This is a genomic window from Enterocloster clostridioformis (assembly GCF_020297485.1).
Lineage (GTDB): Bacteria > Bacillota > Clostridia > Lachnospirales > Lachnospiraceae > Enterocloster > Enterocloster clostridioformis.
Genome location: NZ_JAIWZC010000001.1, coordinates 2533141 through 2551699, shown reverse-complemented (window position 1 = coordinate 2551699; position 18559 = coordinate 2533141). Strand labels below are relative to the sequence as shown.

Annotated in this window: 16 protein-coding genes and 1 pseudogene; 10 read left to right on the top strand and 7 right to left on the bottom strand. The window is 50.0% G+C overall.

What is annotated here, in order from left to right:
- The first annotated feature begins 4 nt into the window (after positions 1-4).
- A complete protein-coding gene (locus LA360_RS12790; protein ID WP_022200341.1) occupies positions 5-1639 on the top strand; it encodes a GH3 domain-containing protein in 1635 nt (544 codons plus the stop codon).
- A 14-nt stretch (positions 1640-1653) separates the two neighbouring features.
- On the top strand, positions 1654-4218 hold the full coding sequence (locus LA360_RS12785; RefSeq protein WP_022200342.1) for a histidine kinase N-terminal 7TM domain-containing diguanylate cyclase/phosphohydrolase: 2565 nt from the start codon (positions 1654-1656) through the stop codon (positions 4216-4218).
- Positions 4219-4449: 231 nt separating this feature from the next.
- Here the strand turns inward: LA360_RS12785 and LA360_RS12780 are convergent, their stop codons facing one another.
- Together LA360_RS12780 and LA360_RS12775 are read right to left on the bottom strand one after the other, a co-directional pair.
- Positions 4450-4779, bottom strand: coding sequence for a branched-chain amino acid transporter permease (locus LA360_RS12780; RefSeq protein ID WP_002586408.1), 330 nt, complete (start codon positions 4777-4779; stop codon positions 4450-4452).
- Positions 4780-4782: 3 nt separating this feature from the next.
- A complete protein-coding gene (locus LA360_RS12775) occupies positions 4783-5484 on the bottom strand; it encodes an AzlC family ABC transporter permease (RefSeq protein ID WP_002586409.1) in 702 nt (233 codons plus the stop codon).
- A 171-nt stretch (positions 5485-5655) separates the two neighbouring features.
- On the opposite strand from LA360_RS12775, the gene LA360_RS12770 reads away from it, so the two are divergent.
- Positions 5656-7350, top strand: coding sequence for a glutamine--tRNA ligase/YqeY domain fusion protein (locus LA360_RS12770; RefSeq protein ID WP_022200343.1), 1695 nt, complete (start codon positions 5656-5658; stop codon positions 7348-7350).
- A gap of 150 nt (positions 7351-7500) precedes the next feature.
- Here the strand turns inward: LA360_RS12770 and LA360_RS12765 are convergent, their stop codons facing one another.
- The gene (locus tag LA360_RS12765) at positions 7501-7971 is read right to left on the bottom strand and encodes a hypothetical protein (RefSeq protein ID WP_022200344.1); all 471 of its coding nucleotides are present in this window, start codon (positions 7969-7971) and stop codon (positions 7501-7503) included.
- A gap of 259 nt (positions 7972-8230) precedes the next feature.
- Here LA360_RS12765 and pdxR point away from each other — a divergent pair, with 259 nt between their 5' ends.
- Positions 8231-9634, top strand: a complete 1404-nt coding sequence (pdxR, locus tag LA360_RS12760; protein ID WP_112482052.1) for a MocR-like pyridoxine biosynthesis transcription factor PdxR — start codon at positions 8231-8233, stop codon at positions 9632-9634.
- A 119-nt stretch (positions 9635-9753) separates the two neighbouring features.
- A complete protein-coding gene (locus LA360_RS12755; RefSeq protein WP_022200346.1) occupies positions 9754-10704 on the top strand; it encodes a hypothetical protein in 951 nt (316 codons plus the stop codon).
- A 130-nt stretch (positions 10705-10834) separates the two neighbouring features.
- On the opposite strand, the gene LA360_RS12750 is transcribed toward LA360_RS12755, so the two are convergent.
- Positions 10835-11494, bottom strand: a complete 660-nt coding sequence (locus LA360_RS12750) for a hypothetical protein (protein ID WP_002586414.1) — start codon at positions 11492-11494, stop codon at positions 10835-10837.
- Positions 11495-11724: 230 nt separating this feature from the next.
- Here LA360_RS12750 and LA360_RS12745 point away from each other — a divergent pair, with 230 nt between their 5' ends.
- Positions 11725-12009: a co-chaperone GroES gene (locus LA360_RS12745; RefSeq protein ID WP_002565271.1), complete on the top strand. Its 285-nt coding sequence runs from the start codon at positions 11725-11727 to the stop codon at positions 12007-12009.
- A 43-nt stretch (positions 12010-12052) separates the two neighbouring features.
- Positions 12053-13675, top strand: a complete 1623-nt coding sequence (groL, locus tag LA360_RS12740) for a chaperonin GroEL (protein ID WP_022200348.1) — start codon at positions 12053-12055, stop codon at positions 13673-13675.
- Positions 13676-13794: 119 nt separating this feature from the next.
- On the opposite strand, the gene feoB is transcribed toward groL, so the two are convergent.
- Both feoB and LA360_RS12730 read right to left on the bottom strand, forming a co-directional pair.
- The gene (gene feoB, locus LA360_RS12735) at positions 13795-15939 is read right to left on the bottom strand and encodes a ferrous iron transport protein B (RefSeq protein ID WP_112482051.1); all 2145 of its coding nucleotides are present in this window, start codon (positions 15937-15939) and stop codon (positions 13795-13797) included.
- 97 nt (positions 15940-16036) lie between these two features.
- A complete protein-coding gene (locus LA360_RS12730) occupies positions 16037-16318 on the bottom strand; it encodes a FeoA family protein (RefSeq protein ID WP_022201402.1) in 282 nt (93 codons plus the stop codon).
- Positions 16319-16392: 74 nt separating this feature from the next.
- On the opposite strand from LA360_RS12730, the gene LA360_RS12725 reads away from it, so the two are divergent.
- Complete coding sequence (locus LA360_RS12725; protein ID WP_022201403.1) at positions 16393-16845, top strand: metal-dependent transcriptional regulator; 453 nt, start codon at positions 16393-16395, stop codon at positions 16843-16845.
- Between the two features lie 47 nt (positions 16846-16892).
- The gene (locus tag LA360_RS12720; protein ID WP_112482050.1) at positions 16893-17390 is read left to right on the top strand and encodes a DUF6106 family protein; all 498 of its coding nucleotides are present in this window, start codon (positions 16893-16895) and stop codon (positions 17388-17390) included.
- A 91-nt stretch (positions 17391-17481) separates the two neighbouring features.
- Here the strand turns inward: LA360_RS12720 and LA360_RS12715 are convergent, their stop codons facing one another.
- On the bottom strand, positions 17482-17637 hold the full coding sequence (locus LA360_RS12715; protein ID WP_022201405.1) for a hypothetical protein: 156 nt from the start codon (positions 17635-17637) through the stop codon (positions 17482-17484).
- Between the two features lie 459 nt (positions 17638-18096).
- Here LA360_RS12715 and LA360_RS31900 point away from each other — a divergent pair.
- Positions 18097-18551: pseudogene (locus LA360_RS31900) on the top strand (IS110 family transposase); the annotation flags it as partial.
- Between the last annotated feature and the right edge of the window lie 8 nt (positions 18552-18559).

Sequence of the window (18559 nt, the reverse complement as noted above, 5' to 3'; positions counted from 1 at the left end):
TGGAATGACATTTGAGGAAAAGCTGACCAATCAGGAATATGACAGGATATGGCAGGAATACTGCGGTTTTCTGGACCTGGACCTGGAATCCTATATGAAAATCCAGAGAAGGCTTTTGGAGGAGCAGATTGGACTCTGGTGCGCAAGTCCTCTTGGAAAGAAGATTCTAAAGGATAGGAGGCCGGAGAGCATAGATGAGTTCCGGTCCATGGTGCCGCTGACCACCTACGAAGATTATGCGGATGTCCTTCTTTTGAAAAAGGAGGACATGCTTCCTGATAAACCGATCATATGGATTCAGACCACATGGGAGGGCGGAAAGCATCCTATCAAGGTGGCGCCCTACACCAGCGGTATGCTGAAAACCTACAAGAATAATATCCTGACCTGCCTGATGATGGCTACCAGCAAGGGCAGGGGAAGCTTTGACATCGGAATCGGCGATACATTTTTGTATGGACTGGCGCCTTTGCCCTATATCACTGGCCTGATTCCACTGGGATTGTCGGACGAACTCCACATAGAGTTCCTTCCTCCGGTGGACGAGGCCGTGAATATGACCTTTTCCGAGCGGAATAAGAAGGGATTTAAGATGGGGCTGGGAAAGGGGATTGATTTCTTCTTCGGCATGGGCAGCGTGGCTTATTATGTGAGTATGAGCATTGCCAGCCTGTCTGAGGGCGGTAAGAAGGGCGGATCCTTCCTGAAAAAAATGTTTACCATGCCTCCTTCCATGACACTGCGGTATCTTAAGGCGAAAAAACAGTGTGAGAAGGAAGGACGGGGACTGATGCCTAAGGACCTGTTCAAACTGAAGGGATTTTTGTGCGCTGGAACAGATAACCGCTGCTATAAAGATGACCTGGAGGAGTTGTGGGGTATCAGGCCGGTGGAAGTGTTTGCGGGGACAGAACCCAGTTTTATCGGGACAGAGACATGGAACCGCAACGGACTTTACTTTTTCCCGGATGCATGCTTTTATGAATTCATACCGGAAACGGAAATGTACAAAAATCTGGATGATCCCTCCTATGTTCCCAGGGCCATATGTATGGATGAGGTGGCAGCCGGAGAAGTATATGAAATTGTCCTTACTGTGTTGAAAGGCGGGGCATTTGCCCGGTACCGGGTGGGGGATGTCTACCGCTGTCTGGGACTTGCCAGCAAGGAGGATGAGACGCGGATTCCCAGGTTTGAGTACATTGACCGGGTGCCGGATATTATTGATATTGCCGGGTTTACAAGGATTTCGGAAAATTCCATTAAGAATGTTATCAGCCTTTCGGGAATTGATGTGACGGACTGGGCGGCTCTGAAGGAGTTTACCGAGGACAGGGGAAGGCCCTATCTCCATATGTACGTGGAGCTGGCGCCCGGCTGTGTGGTGAACCGGGCCGTCAGCCGGGAACTTCTGAAGGAACACCTGACCATTTATTTTAAATACGTGGACCAGGATTACCATGATTTGAAACGGATACTGGGCATGGACCCGCTGGAGATAACCATTCTTCGGTGCGGCACCTTTGCATCCTACCGGGAAAAGACCGGAAAGACACTGAGGCATATCAACCCATCCATCCATGATATTCAGGAAATGATAAAGATGCAGGCAGCTTTTGACGGGCACAGGAGATACTAGGAGACACTGATTGTATGAGAAGCTATGTTTTTATATCCATAACAGCTTTATATTTCTATACCTTTCTTATGCTGGCTTTTATGTCGGCTAAGAAATCACGGCTGATTCGTGATTTTATCGCTGTGCTGGGCGCCATGATTCTGTGGACCGGCGGCTCTCTTTTGATGAGGCTCCGGGCCTGGCCGTCCTATGAGCTGTGGTTCCATCTTTCGCTGGCAGGAATCAGCCTGGTGCCATGTGCGTTTTTCTGCTTCATCAGGGATTTCTGCGGCCATAAGGCCAAAGGCTCCCACAAAATGTGGCTGGTGCTTATCCTTCTGGTGAATCTCTATAACATATGGACAGGAAGCCTGGTCCAGCCGCCCGCCATCGAGTGGAACGGGGCCAGCGCCGTGTTTGTCTATCATATGGACTGGCGTGCCAGCATTATGTACGGACTCTGCTTCCTGGTAATCATACATACAGCCGCCATCATATGGAGCAGCCGGAAAAACAGGGCCCTTAAGGCCAAAGTGGTTCCGCTGCTTTTAGGCATATTTCTGCTTTTTGCGGGAAATATGGCTGTGCCGCTGTTCAATGGTTTCCCCATAGATATCCTGTCAGGGATTCTGAATGCAGGGGTGATGTTCTATACCCTTTATTCCAGGCACGTGTTCCGCATGACACTGCTGGTATCCAGAGGCAACTGCTATATCATTGCCATGGCAGTAAGCGCCCTGGCCTTTTATAATGTGGCTCAGACTCTGGACGGCATCATCCGCAGGGATGTGCCAATGCTGGCGCCCTTCAGCGTTATGATTGTGGCTACTATGACCATGATGGTCACCCTGTTGATTTACATTGTGGCCAAGGGATTTTTTGACCGGATTTTCATTAAGGAAGAGATGAGCCAGACAGAACGGCTCAGCGAATACACGGCCATTGTGTCCCAGTCACTCAGACTGACGGAAATCCTCAATGCCCTGGTGAACGTCATAGGAAGTACCCTGCACACAAGGAAAATTTATATTTGCATCAAGGATTCACAGGGAAATTATCCTGCGGTGTTCAGCAGCAGTCCCCTGGATGACAAGAATTTTTCTCTGGCAGGCAGCGCGCCGCTCATCAACTGGCTTAAAAGCCATGACTCCTGTCTGCTGCTTAAGGATTTCCGAAGGACCGTGGAATACAAGTCCATGTGGGAGGAAGAAAAATACCAGATGGAGGTCCTTAAGATTGAGTGTATCCTGCCTCTTAAGGGCGGGGACGACCTGGCCGGACTGGTGCTTATGGGGGGCAAGGAGAAGCGGGGAAAGATGCGTGCCGGGGGGTATTCCGAGGAGGACATCATATTCCTTAACTCCATTGAATCCGTCAGCTCCATTGCGGTAAAGAACTCCAGGCTCTACGAAAAGGCATATGAGGAAGCCAGGACAGATGAGCTTACCGGACTTTTGAACCGGAAATATTTCTGCGAGACACTGGAGGAAAATTACGTAAAATGCAAGCGCACTTCCCTGGCCCTTGTCATCTTCAACGTGGATGATTTTAAGCTGTACAACCAGCTTTACGGCAATCATGAGGGAGATAAGGCACTGGTGCATATTGCGCGTATCATACAGGGGACCGTGGGGGATAACGGTTACTGCGGACGTTACAGCGGCAAGGAATTTGCCGTTATCCTGCCTGACTATGATATCTATTCAGCGCAGAATCTGGCTGAGAATATTTCACGGCAGATTCAGAACATGAATCTGGACTGTACGGATACTTACTTAAAGCCGCTGACTGTCAGCTGCGGAATCTGCGCTGCTCCGTACGCGGCAGCGTCCATGAATGAGCTCATATCCAATGCGGACTGCGCGGTATACCATGTGAAGCGTTCCGGAAAGAACGGAATCCGGGTATACTCAGACGGAATCATCGGTGTGAGGGATACGGATGAGGGACTGGCAAAGAAGCACCGAAGCATGTATTCCGAATATGCTCCAACCATCTACGCCCTGACGGCTGCTATCGACGCAAAAGACCACTATACATTCCAGCATTCCAAGAATGTGGCTTATTATGCCCATGCCATGGGGCAGGCCCTGAAAACCAGCGAGGAGTACCAGGAGATTCTTAAGGAGTCAGCCCTGCTTCACGATATCGGGAAAATCGGGATACCGGAAAATATTCTGAACAAAACCGGCAAACTGACGGACGAGGAGTACAGCACCATGAAGCGCCACGTGGAGGCATCCGTGGAAATCATACGCCATCTTCCCTCCATGGATTATGTGATTCCCGCTGTCCTGGGACACCATGAGCGGTATGACGGAAGGGGATACCCCAGGCGCATCGCAGGGAAGGATATTCCTCTGGCGGCCAGAATCCTGTGCATTGCAGATTCCTTTGACGCCATGGTATCCAAGCGCAGCTATAAGCCCAGCATGTCGGTGGAATTCGCGGTCAATGAGCTGGAACGGGGCGCGGGAACACAGTTTGATCCGGAGCTGGTGCCGGTATTTATCGGCCTGGTGAAGGATGGAATTATCAGGCCGGTTCTGAATGAAGGGAACGGCGTCTGCGGCAGGGAGCTGGAAGGGACGGATGCATGACGGTGATATGGGGAATGCAGCTGGAAAGGTATAAGTAAAAGGCCGTGGGGAAAATCTATATAGAAAAGCCTGTTCACACCATCATGCGGCGTGAACAGGCTTTTTGTATGGGACTTTATTGCGATGCAGATATTCAAACTGCCGGAGGCCGCCCCTGGAGTTCGGCCAGAATATTGACAGGATACGGCCAGAATATTGGCTGAGTATAGCCAGAACATGGTCAGAGCAACATCAGAATACCATCTGCACAAGCAGCATGTAGCATACCGTTCCCAGCGCGATGCTGGCAAGGGTATTGCCCTTCCAGAGGTGGAGCCCCACCACCACGGCAACGGATATGAGCTCCGGCAGGCCATAGGGGCAGGCTAAAGGTGTGATTCCCTTCAGGCAGTAGACCACCAGCACGGCCATGATGGCGGCCGGGAGGCTGGTCCCCAGGTAGCGGACCAGCCCGGGGACTTCCTTTTTACCGCCGAAGAGGAGGAAGGGAAGCCACCGGGTAATCTGGGTGCACAGAGCGCAAATCAGTATGGTAATTAGTACATAATTTGAGTGGGTCATGGTTTAATCCTCCTCCATTTTCTGTTCCACGGTCCTGCGCAGGAACAGCAGCATGGCTACGGCAGCTGCCAGGGCAGGAAGGATAAAGTTGGAAGAGCGGATGAGCACCAGAAACAGTGCGCCGCATATAAAACCGGTGACAGCCGGTATGTGGGTCTTTGCCGCCTTCCACTGGTCCACACATATGACCACGAACAGGGCGGTCATGGCAAAATCAATACCTGTGGTGTCAAAGGTAATCAGCTCACCCATAAGGGCGCCAAGCACCGACCCGGCTATCCAGTAGCACTGGTCAAAAAACGCTGTAAAGAAAGTGGCTGCCTTCCATTCTTTGTCCGTAAATGCGGACGGACGTGCCATGGAACATAACAGGGAATAAGTTTCATCCGTCAGGGAAAATACCATGTAAGGATAGGCTTTTCTCATTTCCTTGAAACGCTCAATGAAGGTGAGTCCGTAGAAGGCATGGCGGCTGTTGATAAACAGGGTCATGACAGCTGTGGTCACATAGCTTAAGCCGCCGGTGAGAATGCCCACCAGAGCAAACTGCATGGAACCCGCATAGACAAGGGTACTGATGAGAAAGGCCCAGAACACACTTAAACCGGATTTCTGTAACAGGAGTCCAAAGGCGATTCCTAAGAATATGTAGCCCAGAAATATGGGGATGGTCTTTATCAGAGCGAATTTTGCTGCTTTTTTCATGGTTTGGTAAATCTCCTCATAATTGTACATAATTTAGCACATTAATATAGTATAGCAGACATGGGATAAGATTTCCACTGCAAAACGTATTTTCCCCTTTCACTGATAAAAGAATTGTGTTATGATTAATAATTATATTTACCACAATAGCAACGTAACGGAGGAACAATTATGGCAGACAGGGATACCGTAATGGAAACTGAGGAAAAGGAGGTGGTCTCCAGGAATTTCATAGAACAGGAGATTGACAAGGACCTGGCAGAGGGCGTTTATAACCATGTCCAGACCCGTTTTCCGCCGGAGCCCAACGGTTATTTGCATATCGGACATGCCAAGTCCATCTTACTGAACTACGGCCTGGCACAGAAGTACGGCGGCAAGTTCAACCTGCGTTTTGACGATACAAACCCCACAAAGGAAAAGACTGAATTCGTGGAGTCCATCATGGATGACGTGAAGTGGCTGGGCGCTGATTTTGAGGACAGGCTTTTCTTTGCGTCTAATTATTTTGACCAGATGTACCAGTGCGCCGTGTTCCTGATTAAGAAGGGAAAGGCCTTTGTCTGTGACCTGACAGCGGACCAGATCAGGGAGTACAGGGGAGATTTTACCACACCCGGCAAGGAGAGTCCTTACAGGAACCGTTCCGTGGAGGAGAATCTTGCCCTGTTTGAGGAGATGAAGGAAGGAAAGTACCGGGACGGGGAGAAGGTGCTGAGAGCCAAAATCGATATGGCTTCCCCTAATATCAACATGAGGGACCCGGTTATCTACCGTGTTGCCCGCATGTCCCACCACAACACAGGCGATAAGTGGTGCATTTATCCCATGTATGATTTCGCCCATCCCATTGAGGATGCCATTGAACACATCACCCATTCCATCTGCACCCTGGAATTTGAGGACCACAGGCCGCTCTATGACTGGGTGGTAAAGGAGTGTGAGTTTGAGAATCCGCCCCGCCAGATTGAGTTTGCCAAACTGTATCTGACCAATGTGATAACCGGCAAACGCTATATCAAGAAGCTGGTGGAGGATAAAATCGTGGACGGCTGGGACGACCCGCGTCTGGTGTCCATCGCGGCTCTGAGAAGAAGGGGATATACACCGGAGGCCATCAAGATGTTCGTGGAGATGGTCGGCGTATCCAAGGCCAACAGCTCCGTGGACTACGCCATGCTGGAATACTGTATCCGCGAGGACTTAAAGCTTAAGAAGCCGCGTATGATGGCTATTCTGAATCCGGTGAAGCTGGTCATTGACAATTATCCGGAAGGCCAGGCGGAGATGCTGGATGTTCCCAATAATCTGGAGAATCCGGGGTTGGGAGACAGGAAGGTTCCATTTGGGCGGGAGCTTTATATTGAGCGGGAGGATTTCATGGAAGAGCCTCCGAAAAAGTATTTCCGCATGTTCCCCGGCAATGAGGTTCGCCTGATGGGAGCATATTTCGTGAAATGTACAGGATGTGAGAAGGATGCCGACGGCAATATTACAGTGGTTCACGGTACCTATGACCCGGAGACGAAGAGCGGTTCCGGTTTTGAGGGACGCAAAGTAAAGGGAACCATTCACTGGGTGGCTGTTCCCACCGCGAGGCAGGTGGAATGCCGCCTGTATGAGAACATTGTGGACGAGGAGAAGGGCAAGCTGAATGAGGACGGCAGCCTGAATTTAAATCCCCATTCCCTGGTTGTGTTAAAGGAGTGCTACGTGGAGCCGGCCCTGGCAGAGGGAAAAGCCTATGACAGCTATCAGTTCGTGCGCAACGGATTCTTCTGTGTGGACTGCAAGGACAGCACGCCTGAGAATCCGGTGTTTAACCGGATTGTATCCTTAAAGAGCTCATTCAAGCTTCCTAAATAGGATAAAACATAAGGGAACAGAACAGATAAAACAGGACAATCATCAATGAGATAAAGAAAATGCCGGGTACCTGATGAAAAAGGTCCCCGGCATTTATTATGCCTGCGGCTCCTGCATCACACTGTGATGAAACACCTTATCATATGTCCTTTAATAATACCGGCAGGATATAAAGTGGAACTTGAAAAGCTCGTAGAGAAAACGTATGCCGATGATAATATAAATGGCCGTGCCTGCTGCAAACAAAGCCATGAAGAATACATAGAGCCCCACATACATGCTGATTCTGGAGGCTGCGATAAGGCCGAGGCAGAGATAGGTGAACTTGAAAACCTTGCGCTCCAGACGGTGCACCGGTATGCGGAATACCCGCTTGATGATGGATACCAGGGACACTATGAACAGCGGGTAAAGCGCATCCACAGACAGGGCTGCAAGGAGCTGGTACCATTCCGGAAAGTCCCTTACCGCGCTGTGTCTCTCTATGGCTGTGAATACCAGGATGTGCACAGACACGGTCAGCAGCACAATGGCCGCAGCTCCTATGAAACAGCGGAAAGCCAGTGAATGTTCTTTTTTGGGAGATAGTTTCTTTAACATATTCAGAGTCTGTTCGCTCATGTCCATCCATCCTTTCTCAACTGATTTTATTGGGTTCTCTTTCTACTTTTATTATAATTCCATACCGCGATGATTACAATGTACAAATCAGAAAAAAGAGTATATTATCGTGAAATAATCTTTGTATTTTGCGAAAAGAGTATTAGTTAACTGAACAAATGTGAGAAAATATTGACATATCCCTGTGGGACTGGTATGATTAAAATGTTTGTTTCAAATATGAATGGTAATGCCAGCTTGCGGCAGGAAGGGGCGGAAAATGGAACTGATAATACCTTTTGACAGCCAGTCGGACAGTCCTCTCTATGAACAGATTTACCAGTACATAAAAAATGAAATCCGCCGGGGAAAGCTGGAGGCGGGAAGCCGTCTGCCCTCCACCCGCATACTGGCCAGGAACCTGAGGCTGAGCCGCAGTACCACCCAGATGGCCTATGACCAGCTGCTGTCCGAAGGATATATCGAGGCACTGCCATGCAAAGGCTATTTTGTCTGTAAGATAGAGGAACTGGTGGAGGTACGGCAAAAGGGCGGAGGCTCCTTTGTAGAGCCGGGAGATACCGGGAAAGACCGTTACGAGGTGGATTTTTCTCCCAGAGGAATTGATTTGGACAGCTTTCCCTTTAATACGTGGAGGAAAATCAGCAGGAATACACTGGTAGATGATAACAAGGAGATGTTTGCGGCAGGGGACCCTCAGGGAGAGAGAGCTCTCAGAACTGCCATAGGAGCTTACCTCCATTCTGCCAGGGGGGTGGACTGCAGGCCGGAACAGATTCTCATTGGCGCGGGAAGCGAGTACCTGCTGATGCTTCTGCCCCAGATTTTGGGAAATGGAAGGAAAATTGCCATGGAAAACCCCACATACAAGCAGGCATACAGAGTGCTTAGGGGGGAGGGATACCCTGTGATTCCCGTGGATATGGACCGGTACGGAATGGATGTGGAGCGCCTTGCCTGTAGCGGCGCGGATGTGGCATATGTGATGCCTTCCCATCAGTATCCCACAGGGATCGTCATGCCTGTGAAGCGGCGGCAGGAGCTGCTGGCCTGGGCCTACAGCGGTGCGGACAGGTATCTGATTGAAGATGACTATGACAGTGAATTCCGATATAAGGGGAAACCCATTCCCGCGCTGCAGGGCATGGACCGGGGAGGCCGTGTGATTTATATGGGAACATTATCCAAATCTATAGCTCCGGCTATCCGTGTGGGCTTCATGGTGCTGCCGGAGCATTTGCTGGAGGCATACCGGGAAAGGGCCGGTTTCTATCTCTCCACGGTGTCCAGGATTGACCAGAACATTCTCTATCAGTTTATAACCCAGGGATATTATGAGAGACATTTAAACCGCATGAGGGCCCTGTATAAGGGAAAACATGATGCGCTGATGACCGGGCTTAAGGAACTGGAGGACCGGTTCTTAATCAGGGGAGAATATGCGGGACTGCATGTGCTGCTGACCCACAGGCAGGGGGAGGCGGAGGAACGCCTGGTGGCCCGTGCGGCTGCCCTGGGAGTGAAGGTCTATGGAATATCGGGATGTTTCATACAGCCGGAGGCGAACCTGCTGGGGTCAACCGTTATGCTGGGATATGCAAGTCTCAGCGAGGAGGAAATCCGGAAAGGCACTAAACTTCTGGCAAAGGCCTGGACATTCTAAGACGCTGTTGGGATGCTAAAGGCATAAAGGGTGTGTCTGACGGAAAATATGTTTTATTGGCTGCAGAAGATAAGATAGCGAAGATAATGAGCAGGTCAACATGAAAGGAATGGTATACCATGAAGGGCAGGAATGACACACGGACAGATATGGCTGCTGCCGCCGCGTTTGCGGTGGTACTGGGAATCAGCGCCTTTTGGGGGCAGCATGACAGGGCCTATGACCAGGCCCATGGCCGGACGGGCAGCGCCTATGGCCGGATGTATGAACAGGCAGGTCCGGAGGATGAAAATGGAAATCCCGTGAGCAAGGCTGACGCTTATCCGGATACCGCGGGAGCTGTACAGGCGGCGGAGGGCCCAGGGGAGAACCCGGCCCGGCCCGGAGGGGAAGACGCAGAGATACTTCCGGACGTGACAGAATCCCAGAAGGCGGTTCTGGACGAAATCTTGGAGGCATTAGAGGCGCAGGATCTGGAGTCTGCCGCGCGGGTCATGGACCGCGGTGAGGAGGAGCTTCTTACGCTGTTTTATGAGGTCATGGACGGAACGCGGTATCTCTATGACGGCCAGTCATTCAGCCTGTCCATAGAGGGTAAGGGGCTGGTGCTCACCATGCCTAAGACACTGTATTACGGCGCCTTTAAGGCCGGCAGGCCGGAAGGAGATTGTACGGCCCTTCAGGTGGTTGAACTGGATGCCCCCAGGTATGATTACTCCCAGGGATTGTGGAAGGATGGTAAAATGGAGGGCGATGGCCATACAGGATACTGCTATTATGAGAACAGCCCCCAGGGGGAAGCCAGGGATGTGTGCAAGACCGGGAGATTTACCGGTGACAGGCTGGAGGGGGAGGTGACCTATACCACCCTGAACCAGGAGGGAGAGACATCCACCTGGAAGCTGGAAGTAAAGGACGGTACGGTACAGCTGGATGACCGTTGGATTCATATAGAGGAGCGTGGGGAGTATCAGCTCATGTCCCAGGAGGATGACAGCCACGCCTATATCATGGACGAGAAGCTGGCCGGACAGCCTGTGTGGATTAACCTTCTGGCCTGGGAGGAATAAAAGGATGAATGAAATACAGAATAAAATATAAAAAGCAGAAAGGCTCCGGGAATACGAAATCCTTATGTTCCCCAAGCCTTTCCGCTTTTTACACTGTTTTGGATAGTTCGCCTGGTATTAAGCCGCTGTGTTATTCCAGTGTATCTTCCTCGATGATGGCGGTAGAGGGGCCTGCTTCCTGTTTCTCAGGCTCCTCACTGCTGTCATCGTAATCATCTTCTGTAAGATCTCCAGAATCATAGGAGGAACTGCCGTCCATACGGCGGTAATCATAGAGGTCGTCCTCGTCCACATAGTCGTCGTCCAGGAAGCCCTCATCTTCGAACAAATCAGAATCATCAGCCTTATCCCTGGAGTGCTCATCCATGAAATCCGCTTTCTTTGTCTTCACGGTCTGCAGTGCAATCTGAGCCGTGTCCACGGCAGCGGAAACAGCCTCGTGGGCAGTGTCCGACAACAGGCTTCCGGCATCCTTAAGGACATTCTTCGTTGCCTGGGCCATATCTTTGGCAGCTACCTTGAATTCGTCCTTGCTGGAGGAAAGAGAGATGTAATTGCGGTCCAGGCTGCGTGCATCAATGGTGCGCTCCGTGCCGTCCTCGTCGGTTCTGTCCTCGCCGCCATCCTCGAATTCCCGGAAATCCTTTTCCAGCTCCCTGTGGTATGTCTTATACTGAAGTACGTAGGAAACGCCGGCAGCCACAGCACCGGTTACTGCTGCAAATGCTACGAATTTACCCCAACCTTTCTTTGCCATGCCAAAAACCCCTTTCTTGTAATGGTGATGCATAAAAGCTCCCCTATGGGTCATATTATGCCTTATTGTTATTATTGTAATACGAATGGAAAAAAAAAGAAACAGCTAATTGTAAAAAAACAATAAATTTAAAAGAAATTAGCACTCAACTCTTGACAGTGCTAATAACTGGTGATATAACATATCATGTGAGCAAAAGAAAGCAGTAAGAAAATGAAAACAAGAAAGAAAAATCAGAATATCGCGCAAGGAGGAATTCAATCATGAAGTTAGTACCATTGTTTGACAAGGTAGTGTTAAAGCAGTTAGTTGCAGAAGAGACAACGAAGTCCGGCATCGTCCTTCCGGGGGCTGCCAAGGAGAAGCCACAGCAGGCAGAGGTTATTGCAGTGGGACCAGGCGGAGTTATTGACGGCAAGGAAGTAACCATGCAGGTTAAGGCCGGCGACAAGGTAATCTATTCCAAGTACTCAGGAACAGAAGTAGAGATTGAGGATGAGAAGTACGTTATCGTAAAGCAAAACGATATCCTGGCAGTTGTTGAATAATAAATAAAACAGTAGAACATAGAATATTGGAGGTTGATGAAAGATGGCAAAGCAGATTAAGTATGGCGTAGAAGCCCGCAAGGCGCTGGAAGCAGGCGTTAACCAGTTGGCAGATACAGTGCGTGTTACACTTGGACCGAAGGGACGCAACGTTGTCCTGGATAAGTCCTTTGGCGCTCCGTTAATTACAAACGACGGCGTTACCATTGCAAAGGAAATCGAGCTGCAGGATCCATATGAGAACATGGGCGCGCAGCTGATCAAGGAAGTTGCTTCCAAGACCAACGATGTGGCCGGCGACGGCACCACCACAGCAACTGTTCTGGCTCAGGCCATGGTAAACGAAGGCATGAAGAACCTGGCAGCCGGCGCAAACCCAATCGTCCTGAGAAAGGGCATGAAGAAGGCTACAGACGCGGCTGTGGAAGCTATCAAGAAGATGAGCAAGCCAATCAACGGCAAGGATCAGATCGCAAGGGTAGCAGCCATCTCTGCTTCCGACGATGAAGTAGGAACCATGGTAGCGGACGCTATGGAGAAGGTTTCCAAGGACGGCGTCATCACCATTGAAGAATCCAAGACAATGAAGACAGAGCTTGACCTGGTTGAAGGTATGCAGTTCGACAGAGGTTACCTGTCCGCTTATATGTGCACGGATATGGATAAGATGGAAGCTAACTTAGACGATCCATACGTGCTGATTACCGATAAGAAGATTTCCAATATCCAGGATCTGCTTCCTCTGCTGGAGCAGGTAGTTAAGATGGGCGCAAGACTTCTCATCATCGCTGAGGATGTGGAAGGCGAAGCACTGACCACCCTGATTGTAAACAAGCTGAGAGGCACATTCAACGTAGTGGCTGTAAAGGCTCCCGGCTACGGCGACAGAAGGAAAGAGATGCTGCAGGATATCGCTATCCTGACAGGCGGTACTGTTATTTCCGAGGAACTGGGTCTGGATTTGAAGGATGCAACCATGGAGCAGCTGGGACGTGCAAAATCCGTTAAGGTTCAGAAAGAGAACACCATCATCGTTGACGGCATGGGCGACAAGGATGCCATTTCCGCAAGGGTATCCCAGATTCGCAAGCAGATTGAGGAAACCACCTCTGACTTTGACAGGGAGAAGCTGCAGGAGCGTCTGGCTAAGCTGGCAGGCGGCGTAGCCGTTATCCGTGTTGGAGCTGCAACCGAGACAGAGATGAAGGAAGCTAAGCTTCGTATGGAAGATGCTCTGAACGCTACAAGAGCAGCTGTTGAGGAAGGCATCATCGCAGGCGGCGGTTCTGCTTATGTACACGCAGCTGAGGAAGTAAAGAGCGTTGTTGAAGGACTGGAAGGCGATGAGAAGACCGGCGCCAGAATCATCTTAAAGGCACTGGAAGCTCCTCTGTTCCACATCGTAGCCAACGCAGGACTGGAAGGATCCGTTATTGTAAATAAGGTAAAAGAGTCCTCTGTAGGCCACGGCTTTGACGCTTACAAGGAAGAGTATGTGGATATGATTGAAGCAGGCATCCTGGATCCCGTAAAAGTTACAAGAAGCGCACTTCAGAACGCGACCAGCGTTGCTTCCACACTGCTGACAACCGAGACAGTTGTTGCCAACATCAAGGAGCCGGCTCCGGCAGGCCCCGCAGCACCTGACATGGGCGGAATGTACTAATCCGCAGGATACGGTATTTGATTGACGAAGCATAATAAGGATGGGGCACAGCACAGGAATATGTGTGCTGCTGTCCCATCCTTTTTGCTCTCCTGCCGTACATGCCGGGTAGTTCTTCCTTATACAAACATCCGGGCCACTGTTGCAAAGGCAAAGCACAGTACGACCGCGCAGACCGTAGGCACCAGGAAGGACATGACAGTCCATTTAAGGCTGCCTGATTCCTTGCGGATGGTAAGAAGAGTGGTGGTGCAGGGCCAGTGCATCAGGGAGAAGAGCATGGTGCTGACAGCGGTAATCCAGGTCCAGCCGTTATTCACCAGTAAATCCCTAAGCTGCGCCAGGCTGTCAAACTCCAAAAGGCTTCCCTGTGCCATATAGGCCATGATGATGATGGGAATTACGATCTCATTGGCAGGCAGCCCCAGGATAAATGCCATAAGAATCACGCCGTCCATTCCAAGAAGCCTTGCAAAGGGATCCAGAAAGCCGGAAAAGTGGGCCAACAGGGTGATGCCGTCCAGCTGCACATTTGCCATAATCCAGATTAAAAGGCCGGCAGGGGCGGCCACCGCAATGGCCCTTCCCAGAACGAACAGGGTCCGGTCAAAGATGGAACGGACAATCACCTTTCCAATCTGCGGACGCCGGTAAGGAGGCAGCTCCAGAGTGAAGGAGGAAGGGATTCCCTTTAACACGGTCATGGAAAGAACTTTGGAGACCGCGAAAGTCATGCATACGCCCAGGACAATGAACAGGGTCAGGAGCAGGGCTGACAGCATGGAGTCAAAGGCACCTCCGGATACGCCCACAAAAAACATGGAGATAATGGCGATGAGGGTGGGAAACCTTCCGTTGCAGGGCACAAAGTTGTTGGTTATCATGGCAATGAGCCGCTCCCTGGGAGAATCAATGATGCGGCAGCCCACGATGCCCGCTGCGTTGCATCCGAATCCCATACACATGGTTAAAGCCTGTTTGCCGCAGGCATGGCAGCTCTTAAAGGGTTTATCCAGATTATAGGCAATCCTGGGAAGATAACCCGAGTCCTCCAGCAGGGTAAACAGAGGAAAGAAAATAGCCATGGGCGGCAGCATCACCGAGACAACCCAGGCCAGGACCCGGTAGACTCCCAAAATCAGCAGACCGTGAAGCCATGGGGGAGCGCCCACAGCCAGGAAGGCTTTTGTGAGCTGGTCCTGGAGGCGGAACAGGGCGTCCGCCAGCATCTGGGAGGGGTAATTGGCGCCTGTGATGGTCAGCCAGAATACCACGGCCAGCATTCCGATCATGACGGGATAACCTGTGAAACGGCTGGTCAGAATCTTATCCAGCTTCCGGTCACCTTCATTGTATCCGGTTTTGTGGAACTGGACCGTATCACGGCATATTTTCTCTGCCGATGCCACCAGGGCAGCCACGATGCGGTCCTTTAGGATTTCATTGGTAATGCCGTATTTGGCCAGATGCTCCCTGGCCTGTGACAGGGCAAGGCTTATCTCAGGCATTTCCAGTATGTCCTCATCCAGATATTCCCTTAATTCCTTCATTAGGGACGGGTCGCTGTCCAGAAGCTTTAAGGTGAGCCAGCGGGAATTGACCTTTCCCTCCACCCTGCCCTTTACGGCAGGCTCTGCCATGGCGATGGCCTGTTCAATAATGGGGGAATACTCCACCTGGTAGGGGGAGGCTGTTTGGGTACCTTCCACCAGGTCATCCAACTGTTTCATCAGCTGGTCAAGGCTTTGCTTTTTTCTGGCAATGGTGCCGGCCACGGGTACTCCCAGCTTTTCCGACAGACCTTTAAGGTCAATGGTAATATTCTTGCGTGCGGCTTCGTCCATCAGGTTCACACATACCAGGACGCGGTCCGATATTTCCATGGTCTGAAGCACCAGGTTCAGGTTGCGCTCCAGACAGGTGGCATCGCAAACCACCACAATCCCGTCGCTTCCGCCAAAGCAGATGAAGTTGCGGGCCACTTCCTCCTCCGTGGAGTGGGCCATGAGGGAGTAGGTGCCGGGGATATCTACCAGCACGTAGCTGTGTTCTCTTGTCTTACAGTAGCCCTGGGCATTGGTCACGGTTTTTCCCGGCCAGTTTCCTGTATGCTGGTTCATCCCCGTGAGATTGTTGAAAAGGGTGCTTTTACCTACGTTGGGGTTGCCTGCTATGGCGATTATTTTATCATCAGGTGTCTGTTTTTTTATCTCCAGTCCGGAATCCACAGCCCCCATTCCGACGGATTGTTTGGTCAGACCCATTTTAATACTCCTTTTTTCTTGATTTTATATTAGGCAATTCTGCATCTGACCGGAATCAGATGATGTTTCTTAAGACAGATGTTTTGTGGGAGATACCTCACAGGCTGGTGCAGCCCTCCATTACCTTCTGTTCGTTGAAACCAGTGCAGGGCTGGACCAGAATCCCGCGGCAGTCCTCTGAGCGTATGGCGATGACAGCGCCGCGGATCAGGTAGGCGCAGGGGTCTCCCAGAGGGCTTTGCCCAAGGCACTCTACCTCCGTATTTTCAACCAGACCGATATCCAGAAGACGCCTGCGGATGCTGCCTATGGAAGTAAGCTCTTTTACCCGCGCCCTCTTTCCTGGTTTTATATCATTTAAACATAGAAATTCTTTCATAATTACAATACCTCGCAATAGATTTAGGATAGGGAAACTTTTTCTTACTCTTATAGTATTACAGGAGGGACACTTTGGTTACTGATAAAGATGGATTCTATACCATGAAAGGATATGAACGCTCTGCCTCCGATGAGATGACCTCGTCCATGGAGGATTATCTGGAGATGGTATGCAGAATGGAGGAAGAGGGGGAACCCATCCGTGTCAGCTCCCTGGCTGCCAGCCTTCACGTGAGGCCCTCATCCGCCTCTAAAATGTTAGATAATCTGAAAAAAGCCGGGTACATTGATTTTAAGAAGTACGGTTCCATCATGGTCACGGAAAAGGGGTACGAGGAGGGCAGATACCTGCTGCACAGACACCAGGTGCTCCAGGATTTTTTCTGTACTCTCAATCATACGGAGGATGAACTGGAGCTGGTGGAAAAGATTGAACATTTTATCAATCACAGGACGGTGGCAAATATGGAGCAGGCGCTCTCTTTCCTTCGGCCTAAGAATGATATTACTGGAAAAATGGGATAAAGTATTGTATAATGTGTAATATGCAAAATGATAAAAGGAGAGACATTATGAACGATGATAACTATGTGGAGTGGCTTGTGAAGAGAAAAGATCCGGCATATGCCGTTCCTGTAAAGATACTCATGATTGTGGTCTGTATATTTTCCGTCCTTTCGGCGCTGCAGACCGTGTTTGGAGTAATTGTCATGACCATAGCGGGTGTGGCCACCTATTTCGTGTTCCTGAACCTGAGCGTGGAGTTTGAATATCTGTTTGCAGAGGGCGGTCTTTCGGTGGACCGCATTCTGGGAAGGGCAAAGAGAAAGAAGATATTTGACTGCGAGAAGGACGACATCCAGATCGTGGCGCCGGCTGATTCCTTTGTGCTTAAGGATTATGAGAAGCAGGGCATGAAGGTAAAGGATTTTTCGTCGGGCAAAAAGGAAGCCAAGGTGTACGCCCTCATATACCAGAAGGGGACGGACCATTTTAAGGTGTTGATTGAACCCAATGAGAGAATGATAGGAGCTATGCGCAGGACCTTTCCGCGGAAGCTTGTGATGTAATGCAATCGGCATATGGGACCGGCCGGGAGAGAACGGGCCGTCGGGGACAGTGGAATGTAGGCTGCCCTGGCGGCCCGTATTACATTCTAATCTATTTCGGGTTTTCACCGCTTAACATGAATTCAATCAGCCGGTCCATGTCCTCTTTTTCATGAACCACTAGTTCCAATTCCTTGATATATCCGTTGGAACACATATTGGCAATGGAAAGATACTGGGATAGCTTTGACTTGATTTCCAGTTTCATACAAAATCCTCCGCTTCTGTTGGTGCGCACTGGATTGTGTGAATTCCGGTGATATCAGGCACTCTTATCACTGTTACGCATACAATACAGCGCTGGATTATAGATTATGACCAGTATATCAGTGCGGAATAAAGATGACAATTTGCAAATTGAATAAAGATTAACGAGATAAACAAGGGAAGAATGTATATTAGTAATAAAAATAAATTAAAAATTTAATATTGCATTATTTCATTCTATCATCCATTCCACCGCTGACGCTGGCGGCACAAATAGTCATGAAAAAGGGGGTGCGTCTTCCACCACTTTGTTTATAATTGTTACAGGAGCTACACTACAAAGCACGGTGAGGTGAGTCGAAGGCTTTCTTTCAGGGATTAAATCAGCAATCTAATCAGTGTAAGTCATATCTTTCAAGCACAAATAAGTGGTACTTCGAGTCCGCAACCTAAGAATTGTGACCGGATCAATGTCACCATTGCCAACCCTAAGTGGGTTAAAGCCGTAAAAGGCAACAAGGATGATACCAAGGATTCCAAATGGATCGGCGATCTTTTCCGGCTCGGCCTTGTCCCCGGCAGTTTTATTCCCTGTAAGGACATCCGTATCCTCCGCGAATACACCCGCTACCGCTTTAAGCTGACCTGCTGCAAACGCAGCGAAAAGAACCGTTTCCAAAACGCTTTTACCGTCTGTAATGTTGCTCTTGATGCAGTTGTTACCGATATGTTTGGCAAATCTGCATCTGCTATTACTGATTATTTGATCACTTCTGATGAATTTGACCCTGATACGTGTAAATCTTTTCTTCAGAAATCCTTAAAGAAGAAAGCCAATGCCGTGGTCGAACCCCATTGAAGGTTACCAGATGACCCCTTCCCAAAAGGAACGTATGCTCATGGTGCGTTCTCATCTTGCTTTT